The sequence below is a fragment of the Enterobacter sp. BIDMC 27 genome (genome assembly GCF_000534415.1).
GTDB classification, from domain to species: Bacteria; Pseudomonadota; Gammaproteobacteria; order Enterobacterales; family Enterobacteriaceae; genus Enterobacter; species Enterobacter hormaechei_C.
In genome coordinates this window covers 3,888,953-3,904,261 of the sequence record NZ_KI973178.1, presented here as the reverse complement: position 1 = coordinate 3,904,261, position 15,309 = coordinate 3,888,953, and the positions used below count along the sequence as shown (strand labels likewise).

The following is a 15,309-nucleotide window of genomic DNA, read 5'->3' as shown; positions in this document are numbered from 1 at the left end:
GAGGTGGTTCCTGGTACAGCTAGCATTTATGGGTTATGTTTTTCAGCGGGGGGATAATACCCGTATTGAACGAAGCGGTATGTGATCCGATTCTAAGAATTATCCCAGCGTGAAAAAATCCCGTTGATTGACTATTTGCCGTGTGGATTTCGGGTATTTTCACCTTCAAAATTACGCATCAGCAGTGCAAACTCCAGCTCTACCTCTTCAGGAACCGGCAGCCAGACCACATGGCCGTCGCCAGGAGCGACCTCTATCGCCTCACCTTTTTTGTTTTCCAGGTGCTCGAGGCGGAAGTTCATGTTGCCCTGAGGCGTCATCAGCTCCAGGCTGTCGCCTTTAGTGAATTTGTTTTTTACGGCGACGGCGGCCAGCGGACCTTTACGTTCGCCGGTGAAGTCGCCTACAAACTGCTGGCGTTCGGAAATCGAGTAGCCATGCTCGTAGTTCTGGTAGTCGTCGTGGGTGTGACGACGCAGGAAACCTTCGGTATAGCCGCGATGCGCCAGACCTTCCAGCGTTTCCAGCAGGCTGGTGTCGAACGGTTTACCGGCGGCGGCATCGTCGATGGCTTTGCGATACACCTGTGCGGTACGGGCGCAGTAGTAGTAAGACTTGGTGCGGCCTTCGATTTTCAGGGAGTGTACGCCCATCTGGGTTAAACGCTCGACGTGTGCGATGGCGCGCAGATCTTTGGAGTTCATGATGTAGGTGCCATGCTCGTCTTCGAAGGCGGTCATGTATTCGCCCGGACGTTTGGCTTCTTCGATCATAAACACGCTGTCGGTAGGCGCGCCGATACCCAGCGTTGGCTCAACGTTGGTGACCGGGATCGGCTCGTGTTTGTGCACGATATTGCCGATGTCATCTTCTTTGCCTTCCTGAACGTTATATTCCCAGCGGCAGGCGTTGGTGCAGGTGCCCTGGTTCGGGTCACGCTTGTTGATGTAGCCAGAGAGCAGGCAGCGGCCGGAGTAGGCCATGCACAGCGCGCCGTGAACGAAGATTTCGATCTCCATATCCGGCACCTGGGTGCGGATCTCTTCGATCTCTTCGAGGGACAGCTCGCGGGACAGAATGACGCGGGTCAGCCCCATCTGTTTCCAGAATTTCACCGTTGCCCAGTTGACGGCGTTAGCCTGCACCGAGAGGTGAATGTCCATCTCCGGGAAGTTCTCCCGAACCAGCATGATTAAACCCGGGTCCGACATGATCAGCGCGTCCGGCCCCATCTCCACGACCGGCTTCAGGTCGCGAATGAACGTTTTCAGCTTGGCGTTGTGCGGCGCGATGTTCACCACCACGTAGAATTTTTTGCCCAGGGCATGCGCTTCATTGATGCCGAGCTGAAGATTCTCGTGGTTGAATTCGTTGTTACGCACGCGCAGCGAGTAGCGCGGCTGGCCCGCGTAAACGGCGTCGGCACCATAGGCGAAAGCGTAACGCATATTTTGCAGCGTTCCCGCCGGGGAAAGGAGTTCCGGTTTAAACATGTTTGTTCTCGTTCTGATGACAGGTCAGATCCGCGTGCACCTGGTGCAGCGGTAAGGGGAGATCCCCCACTTTAAGGGCGGGCATTGTAGCGCTGCGGGGCGGGGAGGTAAAGCGCCTCACCCCTTTCAGATGACATAATACTTCGTATCTTTAAACCATTAGCGATATGACATACAAACACAAATATATTAAAGCAAGTAGAATAATACCGGCGATAAGAATGAAACCAATGGCATTCATCGTAGCCGTTCCAGAATACTTGACTGTCCAGATGGCAACTGTTCGAATGTTATGCAGTATTTTTGTGATCATATAGCTGATGAAAACAATAAGCAGCGTCAATTGCGTAAACATGGAAAGGTAAAACATGATAGCCTGCGGAATGAAGTAGTTAGATATTGCCCCTTTTGAGGTAAAGATAATCATGGTTTCGTTATCGATGAAATCCAGTGAAGACCGTATCACTTCCAGCGGGTTCCATGTCATTACAGGTCTGTCTTCAAAATACAGGCCTTGCTGGATATAGAGGTCCTCAATCGAAGCATTTTTAAGATGGGTGACGATAAGTGTAAATGAGAGCATAACGCCCAGAACAATTGAAGAAAAATAAACGATCGATTTTACAGACGAAAACCCTTTCGATAGACCTGCGTTAATGTAAGCTCTGATAAGATAAATTGACATCACATCAAGCAGTAAAGAGTACCAAAAGCCAAAATGAATAAAGTCATGTAATGCAACTTTAATGGTCAATGGCAGATGTTGAGGAATGATGTGCTCAGGATTTCTAAAAGTCAGCACCCAGAGATACCAAACTACAAATAAGATACTGGAATATAAAATCAATAAAAACGGTATGGTAATTAATTGCCTTTTTGAGAATGCATGATTACCGAATGCCAGGAAAAAAGCGCTTACCCATTGCTCGGAAAACTTGGTTATTCTGTTTTTTTTAGGTATGAGGAGTTCTATTTTTTGTATTGCTTTTGTTTTCATTTTTTTATTATAAGCAAATAACCCCAAGAAAAGGCTGGCAACGCTTATAGCTGTGGTGATGATAATGAATAAATTACCAATAACATTTTGCATTTCTTGAAGCCGTAATATTGTGATTTATTTCGTTTTTAACATCAAACATTACAATTTGCAATTGTCAAATCAGGTAGGGGTGTTGTTAGAAAGTGAATGTTATGAAGAACGATGATTACCTGGGCAGGTAATCATCGTTAAAGCAAATATTAAGCAATCCTGCACGCATCCGCTTCCCAGCGATAACCCACGCCGTACACCGCGCGAATAAACGACTGGTCGGCGTCCAGTGCCTCCAGCTTGCGGCGCAGGTTTTTGATGTGACTGTCGATGGTGCGGTCGGTCACTACGCGGTAATCGTCATACAGATGGTTGAGCAACTGTTCGCGGGAAAACACTTTTCCCGGCTCGTGGGAGAGCGTTTTCAGCAGGCGGAACTCCGCTGGGGTAAGATCCAATAGTTTGCTGCGCCAGCTCGCCTGGAAGCGGCTTTCGTCGACGATCAGCGGGCTTTGCGCATCCAGCACCTGCAATTCACGCTGTGGCTTACAGCGGCGGAGGATGGTTTTCACCCGAGCGACCACCTCCCGCGGGCTGTAAGGCTTGCAGATGTAATCGTCGGCGCCGATTTCGAGCCCCAGCAGACGGTCGATCTCTTCGATTTTGGCCGTCACCATCACGATGGGCACATCGGAGAAACGACGAATTTCCCGGCACAGAGTCAGGCCGTCGGTACCCGGCAGCATCAGATCCAGCAGGATCAGATCCGGCGGCGTCTGGCGCACGTAGTGCAGCACCTGGTCACCGTGGCTGATAAGCGTTGGCGCGTAACTTGCGGCACGCAAATAGTCGATCAGCAGTTGCCCAAGTTTAGGCTCGTCTTCCACGATCAAAATACGCGGTGTGTTGTCGTCAATCGGTAACTCGGTCATGCTTCCCTCGATAAATCCCGTTCCAGAGGTAACTCTACTGTAATGCTAACCCCGCCAAAAGGCGAATGGGCGGCGCGGATGGTGCCGCCGTGGGCCTCAACAATGTTAACGCAAATCGCCAGCCCAAGGCCGGAACCGCCGCTGGCGCGGTTGCGTGAACCTTCGGTGCGATAGAAGCGCTCGAACAGTTTTTCCAGCTGCGCATCTTTCACGCCAGGGGCGGAGTCCGCAAAGGTCAGGGCAAAGCGCCCGTTTTCCTGCCTGCCGGAGATATGCAGCGCGCCGCCGCCGTCGGTGTAGCGGAGGCTGTTCTCCAGCAGATTATTGAACAGCTGCATCAGGCGATCTCTGTCGCCAAATACCACCGCGCTGTCCGGCAGCGAGAGGTTGATTTTCAGGTCACGGCTGGCGAAGCGTTCGCGGAATGCGCCGGTCACGACTTCAAGGATATTGATCACGTCGACTGGGGCTTTCTGGTAGGCCAGGGCGCCTTCGTCGGACATGGAAAGCTGATGCAGATCGTCCACCAGCTTGGTCAGCGTGCCGACTTCCGCCTGAAGCGAGGCCACGGACTCGGGGGTGAACTGCCGCACGCCGTCCTGAATCGCCTCCAGCTCGCCGCGCAGCACCGCCAGCGGGGTGCGCAGCTCGTGCGAAATGTCGGCCATAAAGTCGCGGCGCATCTGCTGGTTTTTTTCCAGCGTGCTGGCGAGCTGGTTGAAGTCCTGCGCCAGCTTGCCCAGTTCATCCTGGCTGCGGGTGTCCACGCGGGTCGAGAAATCACCCGCCGCCAGCTTGTGCGTGCCTTCCACCAGGCGCTTAACCGGCGCCAGCAGGCCGCGCGCCAGCGGGAAGGTGGCGAGCGCCGCAAGCAGGGTAGAAAGCGCGACAATCAGCCAGCTGGTCTGACGCTGCTGGCGGTCAAAGTTGATGTCGGTGTTGCGCGTCAGCCGCTCGACCGGCGAGGCGATAACCCAGCCCACCGTGGCGCCGTTAGAGGTAATGGCGCGCTTTGTGCCGTCCGGCGGTACCGGAGAGCGTGGTCCAACGAGCACGCGCATCTCCTGATCTATCACCCAGAACTGGGTGCGCCAGCCGTGCGGCGGCATGCCCGGCCCCGGGCGGTCGTCGTCATTATCGTGCTCCAGCGAGCGCAGGATTTGAAACACAAAGCGATCGTTATTGCGCAGAAAACGCCAGTTACCGTGCAGGCTATACTGTTCGCCCAGCGCGTCGCTTAAGCCCTGTAGTCGCTGTTCGTTACCGTGCTTAATGTAGTCAATAAAGCCGCGCTCAAAGCTGACCCGCACCGCCCAGTGCATGGTAATCAGCAGAACGATACAGGTGGCGAAAATCGCCACAAAAAGCTTACCGGTGATCCCCGGACGCCAGAATTTCATGGTGCACTCCTTTTGCCGCGTCGGATCACGACGTTTTTGGTCGTGTCATTCGGTACTCTGGCAAAGATAAAAGCGGGCAGGGCGATAATTACCGCCATGCTGAGGTAAGTGTATAAAAAGACCTGATGCGCGACGGGGGTGTCGGCGCTGAGATGGTGCTGCCCGTACATGCCGAGCAGCAATCCGGCGACCGTGACCCCCACGCTCATGGAGAGCTGCATGATCATCGACAGCAGGCTGTTACCGCTGCTCGCCAGCTCGTCCGGCAGATCTTTCAGCGTCAGGGTGTTCATCGACGAGAAGCGCATGGAGTTGATGATCCCTTGGCAGAACAGCACCAGCGGCAGGATGTAGTACCAGCCCAGCAGCGCCACGGCCATAAACAGCAGGCAAACCAACGCCAGCCCGATCGTGGCGGCCACCAGCACCCGGCGATAGCCAAAGCGGTTCACCACCTGCACCACAATACGCTTCATCCCCATGCTGCCGAGCACCATCGGGATCATCATCAGCCCGGCGTGGAACGGCGAGAAGCCCATCCCAATCTGTAAAAATACCGGCGTCATAAACGGCAACATGCCGCTGCCGATGCGTCCGGCAAAGCTGCCGAACAGACCAAGACGGTAGGTGGGATTCCTGAACAGATTCAGGCTGAACAGCGCGTTAGCGTTGCCTCTGGCATGCCACAGATACCAGAGAATCGCGGTGATCCCCAGCGCCACCAGCAGGGCGAGCGACAGGGAGGATATCCCCAGCCCTTTTTGCCCGTCGAGGGCCAGGGTGAGCATCGCCATGCCAGCCGCCAGCAGGATGAAGCCAAAAAAATCAAAGCGCCGGGTCTGCATTTTATAGTTCGGCATCAGCGTCAGGGTGGCAATCGCGCCGATAATACCGACCGGCAGGTTGATCAGGAAGATCCAGTGCCAGGAGGCGTACTCCACCAGAATACCGCCTAGCGCCGGGCCAAGCAGCGGGCCGACCTGACCGGGCAGGGTGACGAAGGTCATCGCCGCCATATACTGCGCGCGCGGAACAATTTTCATCACCGTTAACCGCCCGACGGGCACCATCATCGCGCCCCCGACGCCCTGTAGCACGCGCGCCATCACCAGCTGGTCGAGGGTATTGGCCTGGGCGCAAAACAGCGACCCGGTGGTAAACAGCACAATGGCGGTGAAGAAGATATTTCTCACACCGACTTTATCCGCCAGCCAGCCGCTGGCGGGCAGCATCACGGCGACCGTCAGCACGTAGGCGACAATCACCATATGCATGTGCAGCGGGCTCTCCCCCAGGCTTTTCGCCATCGAGGGAAGGGCGGTGTTCACGATGGTCGTGTCCAGCGACTGCATAAAGAAGCCGAACGCGACGATCCACAATTGCCAGCGAACGTTACTGGGTAGGTCGGTCATTTACTCGGTCACCGTGGTTCTCTTTTTACGCGAAAAACGCAGCCGCAGTCGGTCAAAGAACAGATAGACTACCGGCGTGGTGTAGAGCGTCAGCAGCTGGCTCATCACCAGGCCGCCGACAATCGTGATCCCCAGCGGCTGGCGCAGTTCAGAGCCGTCACCGCCGGATATAACCAGCGGTAGCGCACCGAACAGCGCGGCCAGCGTGGTCATCATGATCGGGCGAAAACGCAGCAGACAGGCCTGGAATATCGCCTCGTCCGGCGTCAGGTTGCCGTTACGCTGGGCGTCCAGGGCAAAGTCGACCATCATAATCGCGTTTTTCTTCACAATACCTATTAATAGCATGATCCCGATGAGCGCGATTAGGCTGAACGGGGCACCGAACAGCTCCAGCGCCAGCAGCGCCCCCACGCCCGCAGAGGGAAGCGTGGAGAGAATGGTCAACGGGTGCACATAGCTTTCGTACAGCACGCCCAGCACGATATAAACCGTGGCAATAGCCGCCAGGATCAAAATGACCTGCGAGTTCATGGTGTCCTGGAACACCTGCGCCGTACCGGCAAAGCTGCCGCGCACGGAGGAGGGCACCCCGAGCTGGGTCATGGCGCGGTTGATGGCGTCGCTGGCCTCAGACAGCGACGAGCCGGTTGGCAGGTTAAACGACACGGTCGAGGCGGCGGAAAGCCCCTGGTGGTTCACCGACAGCGGCGCGTTCGACGGCTGCCAGCTGGCGAAGTACGACAGCGGGATCGCCTTGCCGTCATTATTGATCACAAACATCTTGTCCAGCGCGCTGATGTCCTGGGTGTAGCGCGGATCAACTTCCATCACCACCTTGTACTGGTTCATCGGCTGATAGATGGTGGAAACTTCACGCTGCCCGAAGGCGTTGTTAAGCAGGCTGTTGGCCGCTTCAACGTTAATGCCCAGGCGGGACATGGTTTCGCGATCGTAGGTGAGCGCCATCTCCGCGCCGTTATTCTGGCTGTCGGAGTTCACGTCCGCCAGCTGCGGCAGCGCGGCCAGCGCTTTACGGATCTTCGGCTCCCACTCGCGCAGGGCGGCTAAGTCATCTGAGAGCAGGGTATACTGATAGCTGGCGTTAGCCTGTCGTCCGCCGACGCGGATATCCTGAACGGCCATCAAAAACAGATTTGCCCCCGGCTCTTTGGCAAGCTTCAGCCGCAGGCGGTCAATGATCTGCTGCGCCGTTTCGTGACGTACACCGCGTGGCTTAAGGGTAATAAACATCATCCCGCTGTTAACGCGCGAGCCGCCGGTAAAGCCGGTGACGTTATCCACGGCCGGATCTTCCCGGATGATTTTCATAAAGTCTTGCAGTTTGCCCCGCATCGCCTGGAACGAAATACTCTGGTCCGCCTGAATACCGCCCATCAGCACGCCGGTATCCTGCTCCGGGAAGAAGGTTTTCGGGATGGTGATATACATCCAGACGTTGAGCACAATGGTGCCGATAAGCACCAGCCCGACCATCCGCGTGTGGTTCAGCACCCATTTCAGCGATTTGCCATAGCCTGACTGCATCGCCATCAGGACGCGGCCAAAGCCTTTCCTGCGCGGCTGCGAGTGCGGTTGGCTGCGCTTTAGCATCCAGCCGCACATCATCGGGGTCAGCGTCAGCGAAATCACCAGGGAGATACCGATGGCGACGGAAAGCGTGACGGCAAATTCGCGCAGCAGTCGCCCCGGCAGGCCGCCCATCAGCAGCAGCGGCAGGAACACCGCCACCAGCGACAGGCTCATGGACAGGACCGTGAAGCCCACTTCGCGCGTCCCCTGAAGCGCCGCCTGGAGCGGCTTCATGCCCGCTTCCAGATGGCGCGAGATATTCTCCAGCACCACGATGGCGTCATCCACTACAAACCCGGTGGCAATCGTCAGCGCCATCAGCGACAGGTTGTTAAGACTAAACCCACACAGGTACATGGCGGCAAAGGTGCCTATCAGCGATACCGGAACCGCCACCGCCGGGATCAGCGTGGCGCGCCCCGAGCGCAGGAACAGGAACACCACTAGGATCACCAGCGCGACGGAGATAATCAGCGTTTGCTCGACCTCCTCAAGCGAGGCGCGAATGGTAGGGGAGCGGTCCTGCGCAATCTGGAGGTCGATGGCCGCCGGAATCGTTTCCTGAAGCTCCGGCAGGCGCGCGCGGATGCTGTTCACCGTCTGGATGATGTTGGCTTCCGGCAGTTTGCGGATCATCAGCAAAATCGCCGGTTTGGCGTTGGTCATCCCGGCGTTACGCACGTCCTGCACCGAATCGGTGACGCTGGCGACGTCGCTCAGGCGCACCGCCGCACCGTTGTTGTAGTGAATAATCAACGGCTGATACTCGGCGGCGGTTTTCAGCTCGTCGTTGGTCTGGATCTGCCAGCGGTGGCTGTTGTCCTCAATCGCGCCCTGCGGCTTACGCACGTTGGCGTTGCTGATGGCGGAACGCACGTCGTCCAGCGACACGCCCTGGTTAAACAGCGCCTGCGGATTCAGCCCCACGCGCACGGCGGGCAGGGAGCTGCCGCCGACGTCCACGTCGCCCACGCCGTCAATCTGGGCGATGGTTTGCGCCAGCTGGGTGGAGGCAAAATCGTACAGCTCGCCCTGGGAGTAGGTCTCTGACGTGAGCGTCAGGATCATGATCGGCGCGTCGGACGGGTTAGCCTTGCGGTAGGTTGGACGGCTCGGCATGCCGCTTGGCAGCAGGCTTTGGGCGGCGTTTATCGCGGCCTGCACGTCACGCGCCGCGCCGTTGATGTCCCGGTCGAAGTTAAATTCCAGAATGATGCGCGTGCTGCCCAGCGAACTGCTGGAGGTCATCTCGTTAACCCCGGCAATTCGCCCAAGCGAGCGCTCAAGCGGCGTCGCCACCGATGACGCCATGGTTTCCGGCGAGGCACCCGGCAGCGAGGCGCTGACCATGATCACCGGGAAATCGACCTGCGGCAGCGGGGCCACCGGCAGCAGCCGGAAGCCCAGCACGCCGCACAGGGTAATAGCGACGGAGAGTAAAATCGTCGCCACCGGACGGTAAATGAAGAGGGCGAAAAACTTCACTTACGCCTCCTCTTCACGTTTCGGGAAGCGGCTTTTCGTCCACAGGGCCAGACGGTCAAACAGCAGGTAGATAACCGGCGTGGTAAACAGCGTCAGCACCTGGCTCACCAGCAGGCCGCCCACCATCCCGATGCCCAGCGGACGGCGCAGTTCGGCCCCCACGCCGGTGCTCAGCATCAGCGGCAGCGCGCCCAGCAGGGCGGCGAGGGTGGTCATCAGGATCGGACGAAAACGCAGCAGACAGGCCTGGTAAATGGCCTCGCGCGGCGCCATACCCTGCTCGCGCTCGGCGGCCAGCGCAAAGTCGATCATCATGATGGCGTTTTTCTTCACAATGCCGATAAGCAGGATGATGCCGATGATCGCAATGACGTCCAGCTCGCTCCCCGCCAGCATCAGCGCCAGCAACGCCCCCACGCCCGCTGTCGGCAGGGTGGAGAGGATGGTGATCGGATGGATAAAGCTTTCATACAGCACGCCAAGCACGATATACATCGCCACCACCGCCGCGACAATCAGCCAGACGGTGCTGCCCAGCGCGGCCTGGAACGCCAGCGTACTGCCCTGGAACTGGGTCTGAATATCGGACGGGAAGCTGAGTTCTTTCTCCGCGCCCAGAATGGCCTCCACCGCTTCGCCCAGGGAATACCCGTCCGGCACGTTGAAGGAAATGGTGGTGGACGGGAACTGATCGAGATGGTTAATCGACAGCGGGGTGTGACGCTCTTCCACGCTGGCAATGGCGCTGAGCGGCACAATCCCGCCGTCTTTGCTGGTCAGGCGCACCGTGTCCAGCGCGGCCAGCCCGGGCGTGTTTTCGGTGTTATGTTCCAGCACCACGCGATACTGGTTGGCCTGGGTATAGATGGTGGAGATCAGGCGCTGGCCAAAGGCGTTATACAGGGCGTTATCCACGTCGGACATGGTAATGCCCAGACGGCTGGCGGTGTCGCGGTTGACGTTCACGTACGCCGCCAGCCCTTTATCCTGCCAGTCGCTGCTGACGTCAGAAACCTGCGGCAGTGCTTTCAGCTTGTCCACCAGCTGCGGCACCCAGGTGCTCAGTGCCTCAAGCGAGGTGGCCTGGAGCGTAAACTGGTACTGCGTGCGGCTCACCTGCGTATCAATGGTTAAATCCTGGATCGGTTGCAGATACAGCTCAATGCCCGGCACGCGCGCCACCGCGCTTTGCAGGCGTTCAATCACCGCGTTAACGCGATCGTCGCGGTCATCGAGCGGTTTAAGGTTAATTTGCAGGCGCGCGCTGTTGAGCGACGGGTTGGTGCCGTCCACGCCCACGTAGGCAGTCAGGCTTTCCACGGCCGGATCTTTCATGATGATCTCAGACACCTGCTGCTGGCGCTGCGCCATGTTGGCGAAGGAGACCGTCTGCGGCGCCTGAAGCGTGCCCTGAATAATGCCGTTGTCCTGAATCGGGAAGAAGCCTTTCGGAATGAAAATCCACAGCATGACGCTGAGCGCCAGGGTGCCGAGCGCCACGCCGAGCGTTGCCCACGGATGGTTCAGCACTTTCGCCAGCACGCGGCCATAGGCGGCAATAATGCGCTCGAACATCCGCTCGGAGGCGCGCGAGAAGCGGTTTTGCTTGCGCAGGGACTCGTGGCTCAGCATGCGGGCGCACATCATCGGCGTCAGCGTCAGCGACACCACGGCAGAGATCAGAATGGCGACCGCCAGCGTCACGGCAAACTCGCGGAACAGCCGCCCGACGATATCGCCCATAAACAGCAGCGGGATCAGCACCGCAATCAGCGAGAAGGTGAGCGAGATAATGGTAAAGCCGATCTCCCCCGCGCCCTTCAGCGCGGCGGCTAACGGCTTTTCACCTTTTTCGATATAGCGCGAGATGTTCTCGATTACCACGATGGCGTCGTCCACCACAAACCCGGTGGCGATGGTGAGCGCCATCAGCGTCAGGTTGTTAATCGAGAAGTCGAGGAACATCATCACCGCGAACGTGCCGACCAGCGAGAGCGGCACGGCGACGGCGGGAATGATGGTTGCCGGGACGTTGCGCAGGAACAGGTAGATGATCATCACCACCAGCGCAATCGCCAGCATCAGCTCGAACTGGGTGTCGGTCACTGACGCGCGAATATTCGTGGTGCGGTCAGAGAGCACTTTCACGCTGACCGATTTTGGCAGGCTTTCCACCAGCTGCGGCAGCATGGTGCGAATGCTGTCGGCGGTATCAATAATGTTCGCGCCCGGCTGGCGCTGAACGTTCATGACAATCGCCTGCTGCTTATTGGCCCACGCCCCGAGCCAGCTGTTTTCCGCGCCTTGTTCAACGGTTGCCACGTCGCCCAAACGGATCGGCGCGCCGTTCTGGTAGGCAATGATCAGCTGACGGTACTCATCGGCGGACTGCATCTGGTCGTTGGCGGAGAGCGTGACCGCGCGGGTCGGGCCGTCCAGCGAACCCTTCGCTGAGTTGACGTTGGCGCTGCTGATGGCGGTGCGAATGGTTTCGCTGGTTAACCCCAGCGCGGCAATGGCCTGGGCATTCAGTTTGACGCGCACGGCGGGGCGTTGACCGCCCGCCAGCGTCACCAGCCCCACGCCGGTCACCTGCGAAATCTTCTGCGCCACGCGGGTTTCAACCATGTCTTCCACCTGGGTCATCGGCATGGCGGAGGAGGTGACGGCAAGGGTCATGATCGGCGGATCCGCCGGGTTGACCTTGCTGTAAACAGGTGGATTCGGCAGGTCAGACGGCAGCAGGTTTGTGGCGGCGTTAATCGCGGCCTGCACCTCCTGCTCAGCGACGTCCAGCGACAGCGTGAGCTGGAACTGAAGCGTGACGACCGAAGCGCCACCGGAGCTCTGGGACGACATTTGCTTCAGGCCAGACATCTGGCCAAACTGACGCTCCAGCGGGGCGGTGATGGCAGACGTCACCACATCCGGACTGGCGCCCGGATAGAGGGTGACAACCTGAATGGTCGGGTAGTCCACTTCCGGCAGCGCCGACACGGGCAGAAAACGGTAGCCAATGATCCCGGCCAGCAGGATCGCCACCATCAGCAGGGTCGTCGCAACCGGACGTAAAATAAACAGGCGTGATGGCCCACCTGTAGAGCTCGGCGGCATCACCTGCATCAGGCTTTTGCTCCTGTATTCTGCGCTTCCACCACCTCGACCTGCGCCCCTTCGGTCAGACAGTCAATACCGTCGGTCACGACGCGGTCGCCAGCGGACAGCCCGGCGCTGATCACCACCGTCTGGCTGTCCTGGATGCCGGTTTTCACCAGGTGTTTGCTGACCTTGTTTTCGCTGTTCAGCACCCAGACAAAGTTGCCTTCACTGCCCATTTGCAGGGCCGCCGTCGGGATCACCACCGCGTTTTCTTCGGTCGCGACCAGCATTCGCGCGTTGACGAACTGATTCGGGAACAGGGCATCGTCCTGATTGTTGAAGCGTGCTTTTAGCTTGATGGTGCCGGTGGTGGTGTCGATCTGGTTATCCAGGCTCAACAGCGAACCTTCGCTCAGCTTCTGCTTGTTGGTGCGATCCCAGGCTTCAACCACCAGCGCTTTTCCGGCCTTCTGCGCCTGTATCACCGTCGCAATGTCGCTTTCCGGCAGGGTAAAGACGAGATCGATAGGGTGCGTCTGGGTGATCACCACGATGCCCGTGGTATCGCCGCTGGAGATTTGGTTCCCGATATCGACCTGTTTCAGGCCCACGCGGCCGTCAATCGGCGCGGTGATCCGGCTCCAGTCGAGCTGGAGCTGGGCGCTGGCGACCGCGGCTTCGTCGGCCTTGATGGTGCCCTGAGATTCACTGACCAGAGACTGCTGGGTGTCCAGCTCCTGGCGTGACACGAGGTTGGTTTTTACCAGCTGCTGATAGCGGGCTAAATCGCGGCGGGCATTGGCGAGGGTGGCTTTGTCTTTCGCGAGCTGCCCCTGCGCCTGCGCCAGGGCCACCTTAAACTGGCTTGGATCGATTTCCGCCAGCAGATCGCCGGCTTTTACCTGCTGACCTTCCTGGAAATGGATGGCCATCAACTGACCGTCCACGCGGCTACGTACCGTCACGGTGTTGGCGGCGGTGATGGTTCCCAGCCCGGAGAGATAACGAGGCACCGCTTTATTCACCGCCGTTGCCGCCTGCACCGGTGCCAGCGCACCGCCGCGCATAGCGTGGCGCCCGCCGCCCGTTGAGCGTTGTGAGGGGCTATTAGCGCCAGCAGGTGCCGTGGAGTTCGCGGACTGGCTGTGCCAGTACCAGGCGGCGGCCAGGACCACCACAATCAGACCAACGGCGATTGCCCAGCGGGATTTGTTACTGCCTTTCATCGTTATACGTTCTCATCCTGAAACTCTTTCGGGGAATGATACTAGTTTAGTCAGCTAACACAGCGGAAAAATGGAGGAAATATGGAAGACTGTCGGGAATTGTCTGAGTGTGGCGCAGCGGTTTTCACCCTCTCCCCGTGGGAGAGGGCCGGAGTGAGGGCACCAGACCGCACCAACGCTAGCTAAACACCACCTGCGCCCAGCGCGCCAGCCCTGCCGTAACGGAGCCAAAGTCATCGCCGCCGGCAATCGGGATCCCCGGCAGCTGTTCCGCCAGCGCTTTCTTGATCAGCGGCGAACGGGCGCTACCGCCAGTCAGGTAAATTACGTCCGGCATCACTTTGCCGTTCTCAAGCGCCAGTCGCACCTGCTCCAGAATACGCTGAAGCGGCTGAGTGAGCGCCATTTCCAGCCCTTCCTGAGTGATAGCCGTAGCCAGATCGTCACTGATAAACGGCAGCGAAACCGCATGCTCTGGACGATCGGAAAGGGCAATTTTGCTCTCTTCGGCGGTGCGCACTACGCGGTAGCTCAGGCGCTGACGCCACACCTTATACAGAAGTGCGACCTTCTCTGCATCCTGCGCATCACGCACCAGATCGTTGAGGAAACGGCCATTCGCGGTGCTGTAAAAATCACTCTGGGCAGGGACGTCGTTGATGGCAATCGCGTTCCACCACGGCAGGATCGGCAGGGCGATGCCTTTCTCGGTTTGACCGCCCATGCCGAGCAGCGGCATCAGGCTCTTGAAGGCCAGGGCAATATCAAGATCGTTACCGCCCACGCGGCAGCCGCTGTGCCCCAGCAGACTATTTTCACGATCGCGACGGTGATGCCACTGGGGACCCATCAGCAGTAATGAACAGTCCGTCGTACCGCCGCCGATGTCCACCACCAGCACCCGTTTCTCTTCCGTCAGCGTGGCTTCAAAATCCAGCCCCGCCGCAACCGGCTCATACTGGAACACCACGTCACGGAAGCCTGCCCGGTGCGCTGCACGCTCAAGGATCCCCTGCGCCTGCTGGTTGGCTTCGTCGCCGCCCAGCCCCTGAAAGTTAATCGGACGGCCAATCACCGCCTGGGTGATGGCATCCGGCACCTGGGACTGCGCCTGATTGCGGATGTGCAGCATCATCGCGCAGACCAGATCTTCAAACATCGCCACCTGCTGCGGCTTCAGGCCGCTGGCGCCGAGGAAGGATTTCGGCGATTTAACGAAGTAGACCTCTTCCGGGTCTTCAATGTACTGCCCGAGGGAAGATAGGCCGAACTGCACGCTGGACGGGGTAACGTCGATATCTTCCTCGCGGTTAAAGCTGACCGCACGGCGCAGCAGCGCCTGGGTCTCTGCCGCCGTGGCCGGAACCTGATGGTGGCGGAACAGCCACTCGCTCACCGCTTCACGCGTGGGCGCACAAAGCATTGACGGCAACAGCGTACTGCCGTTTTCCATTTTCAGGAGCTGCGGTTGTCCGTTTTGCATTATCGCAACCGAGCAGTTTGCGGTGCCGTAGTCGAATCCAATAAACACAATAAATCCCCATGCCGGTGAGAAGGGGCGAGACTTTAGCGAAATGTCTGCCAGGCGACAACAGGAATATGAAAGCAAGGCGCAAGGCGATCTTTCGGTTTATGCTGA

The 15,309-nt window shown here is 58.4% G+C and carries 9 protein-coding genes; all 9 read right to left on the bottom strand.

All coding sequences use genetic code 11. The features are described from left to right. Nucleotides 1–131 precede the first annotated feature (131 nt). A complete protein-coding gene (gene yegQ / locus L463_RS04430) occupies nucleotides 132–1,493 on the bottom strand; it encodes a prephenate-dependent tRNA uridine(34) hydroxylase TrhP (RefSeq protein WP_017383261.1) in 1,362 nt (453 codons plus the stop codon). Between the two features lie 151 nt (nucleotides 1,494–1,644). After that, complete coding sequence (locus L463_RS04435; protein WP_015572363.1) at nucleotides 1,645–2,583, bottom strand: hypothetical protein; 939 nt, start codon at nucleotides 2,581–2,583, stop codon at nucleotides 1,645–1,647. A 149-nt stretch (nucleotides 2,584–2,732) separates the two neighbouring features. Beyond that, nucleotides 2,733–3,455 (bottom strand): envelope stress response regulator BaeR, encoded by a 723-nt coding sequence (baeR, locus tag L463_RS04440; RefSeq protein WP_032104607.1) that lies wholly within the window; start codon nucleotides 3,453–3,455, stop codon nucleotides 2,733–2,735. Then, the gene (gene baeS / locus L463_RS04445; protein WP_015572365.1) at nucleotides 3,452–4,855 is read right to left on the bottom strand and encodes an envelope stress sensor histidine kinase BaeS; all 1,404 of its coding nucleotides are present in this window, start codon (nucleotides 4,853–4,855) and stop codon (nucleotides 3,452–3,454) included. Before baeS ends, baeR begins: the two co-directional genes overlap by 4 nt. Beyond that, a complete protein-coding gene (locus L463_RS04450; RefSeq protein ID WP_023295026.1) occupies nucleotides 4,852–6,267 on the bottom strand; it encodes an MFS transporter in 1,416 nt (471 codons plus the stop codon). The genes baeS and L463_RS04450 overlap by 4 nt, the downstream gene beginning before the upstream one ends. Continuing rightward, nucleotides 6,268–9,345 carry a multidrug efflux RND transporter permease subunit MdtC gene (gene mdtC / locus L463_RS04455; RefSeq protein ID WP_023295025.1) on the bottom strand — a complete coding sequence of 1,026 codons (3,078 nt, stop codon included), beginning with the start codon at nucleotides 9,343–9,345 and terminating at the stop codon, nucleotides 6,268–6,270. It lies immediately after the preceding gene. Next, entirely contained in the window at nucleotides 9,346–12,468 is a 3,123-nt protein-coding gene (locus L463_RS04460; protein WP_032648877.1) for an MdtB/MuxB family multidrug efflux RND transporter permease subunit, read from the bottom strand. Continuing rightward, the gene (locus L463_RS04465; protein WP_032673259.1) at nucleotides 12,468–13,670 is read right to left on the bottom strand and encodes an MdtA/MuxA family multidrug efflux RND transporter periplasmic adaptor subunit; all 1,203 of its coding nucleotides are present in this window, start codon (nucleotides 13,668–13,670) and stop codon (nucleotides 12,468–12,470) included. The genes L463_RS04460 and L463_RS04465 overlap by 1 nt, the downstream gene beginning before the upstream one ends. 178 nt (nucleotides 13,671–13,848) lie before the next feature. Continuing rightward, nucleotides 13,849–15,201: a molecular chaperone gene (gene yegD / locus L463_RS04470; protein WP_032103514.1), complete on the bottom strand. Its 1,353-nt coding sequence runs from the start codon at nucleotides 15,199–15,201 to the stop codon at nucleotides 13,849–13,851. Nucleotides 15,202–15,309: the final 108 nt, after the last annotated feature.

Excerpts from the sequence above, each read along its gene's own strand:
- L463_RS04465 (WP_032673259.1), bottom strand. The coding sequence starts at position 13,670 with ATGAAAGGCAGTAACAAATCCCGCTGGGCAATCGCCGTTGGTCTGATT.
- baeS (WP_015572365.1), bottom strand. The coding sequence starts at position 4,855 with ATGAAATTCTGGCGTCCGGGGATCACCGGTAAGCTTTTTGTGGCGATT.
- L463_RS04460 (WP_032648877.1), bottom strand. The coding sequence starts at position 12,468 with ATGCAGGTGATGCCGCCGAGCTCTACAGGTGGGCCATCACGCCTGTTT.
- L463_RS04450 (WP_023295026.1), bottom strand. The coding sequence starts at position 6,267 with ATGACCGACCTACCCAGTAACGTTCGCTGGCAATTGTGGATCGTCGCG.
- yegQ (WP_017383261.1), bottom strand. The coding sequence starts at position 1,493 with ATGTTTAAACCGGAACTCCTTTCCCCGGCGGGAACGCTGCAAAATATG.
- baeR (WP_032104607.1), bottom strand. The coding sequence starts at position 3,455 with ATGACCGAGTTACCGATTGACGACAACACACCGCGTATTTTGATCGTG.
- L463_RS04435 (WP_015572363.1), bottom strand. The coding sequence starts at position 2,583 with ATGCAAAATGTTATTGGTAATTTATTCATTATCATCACCACAGCTATA.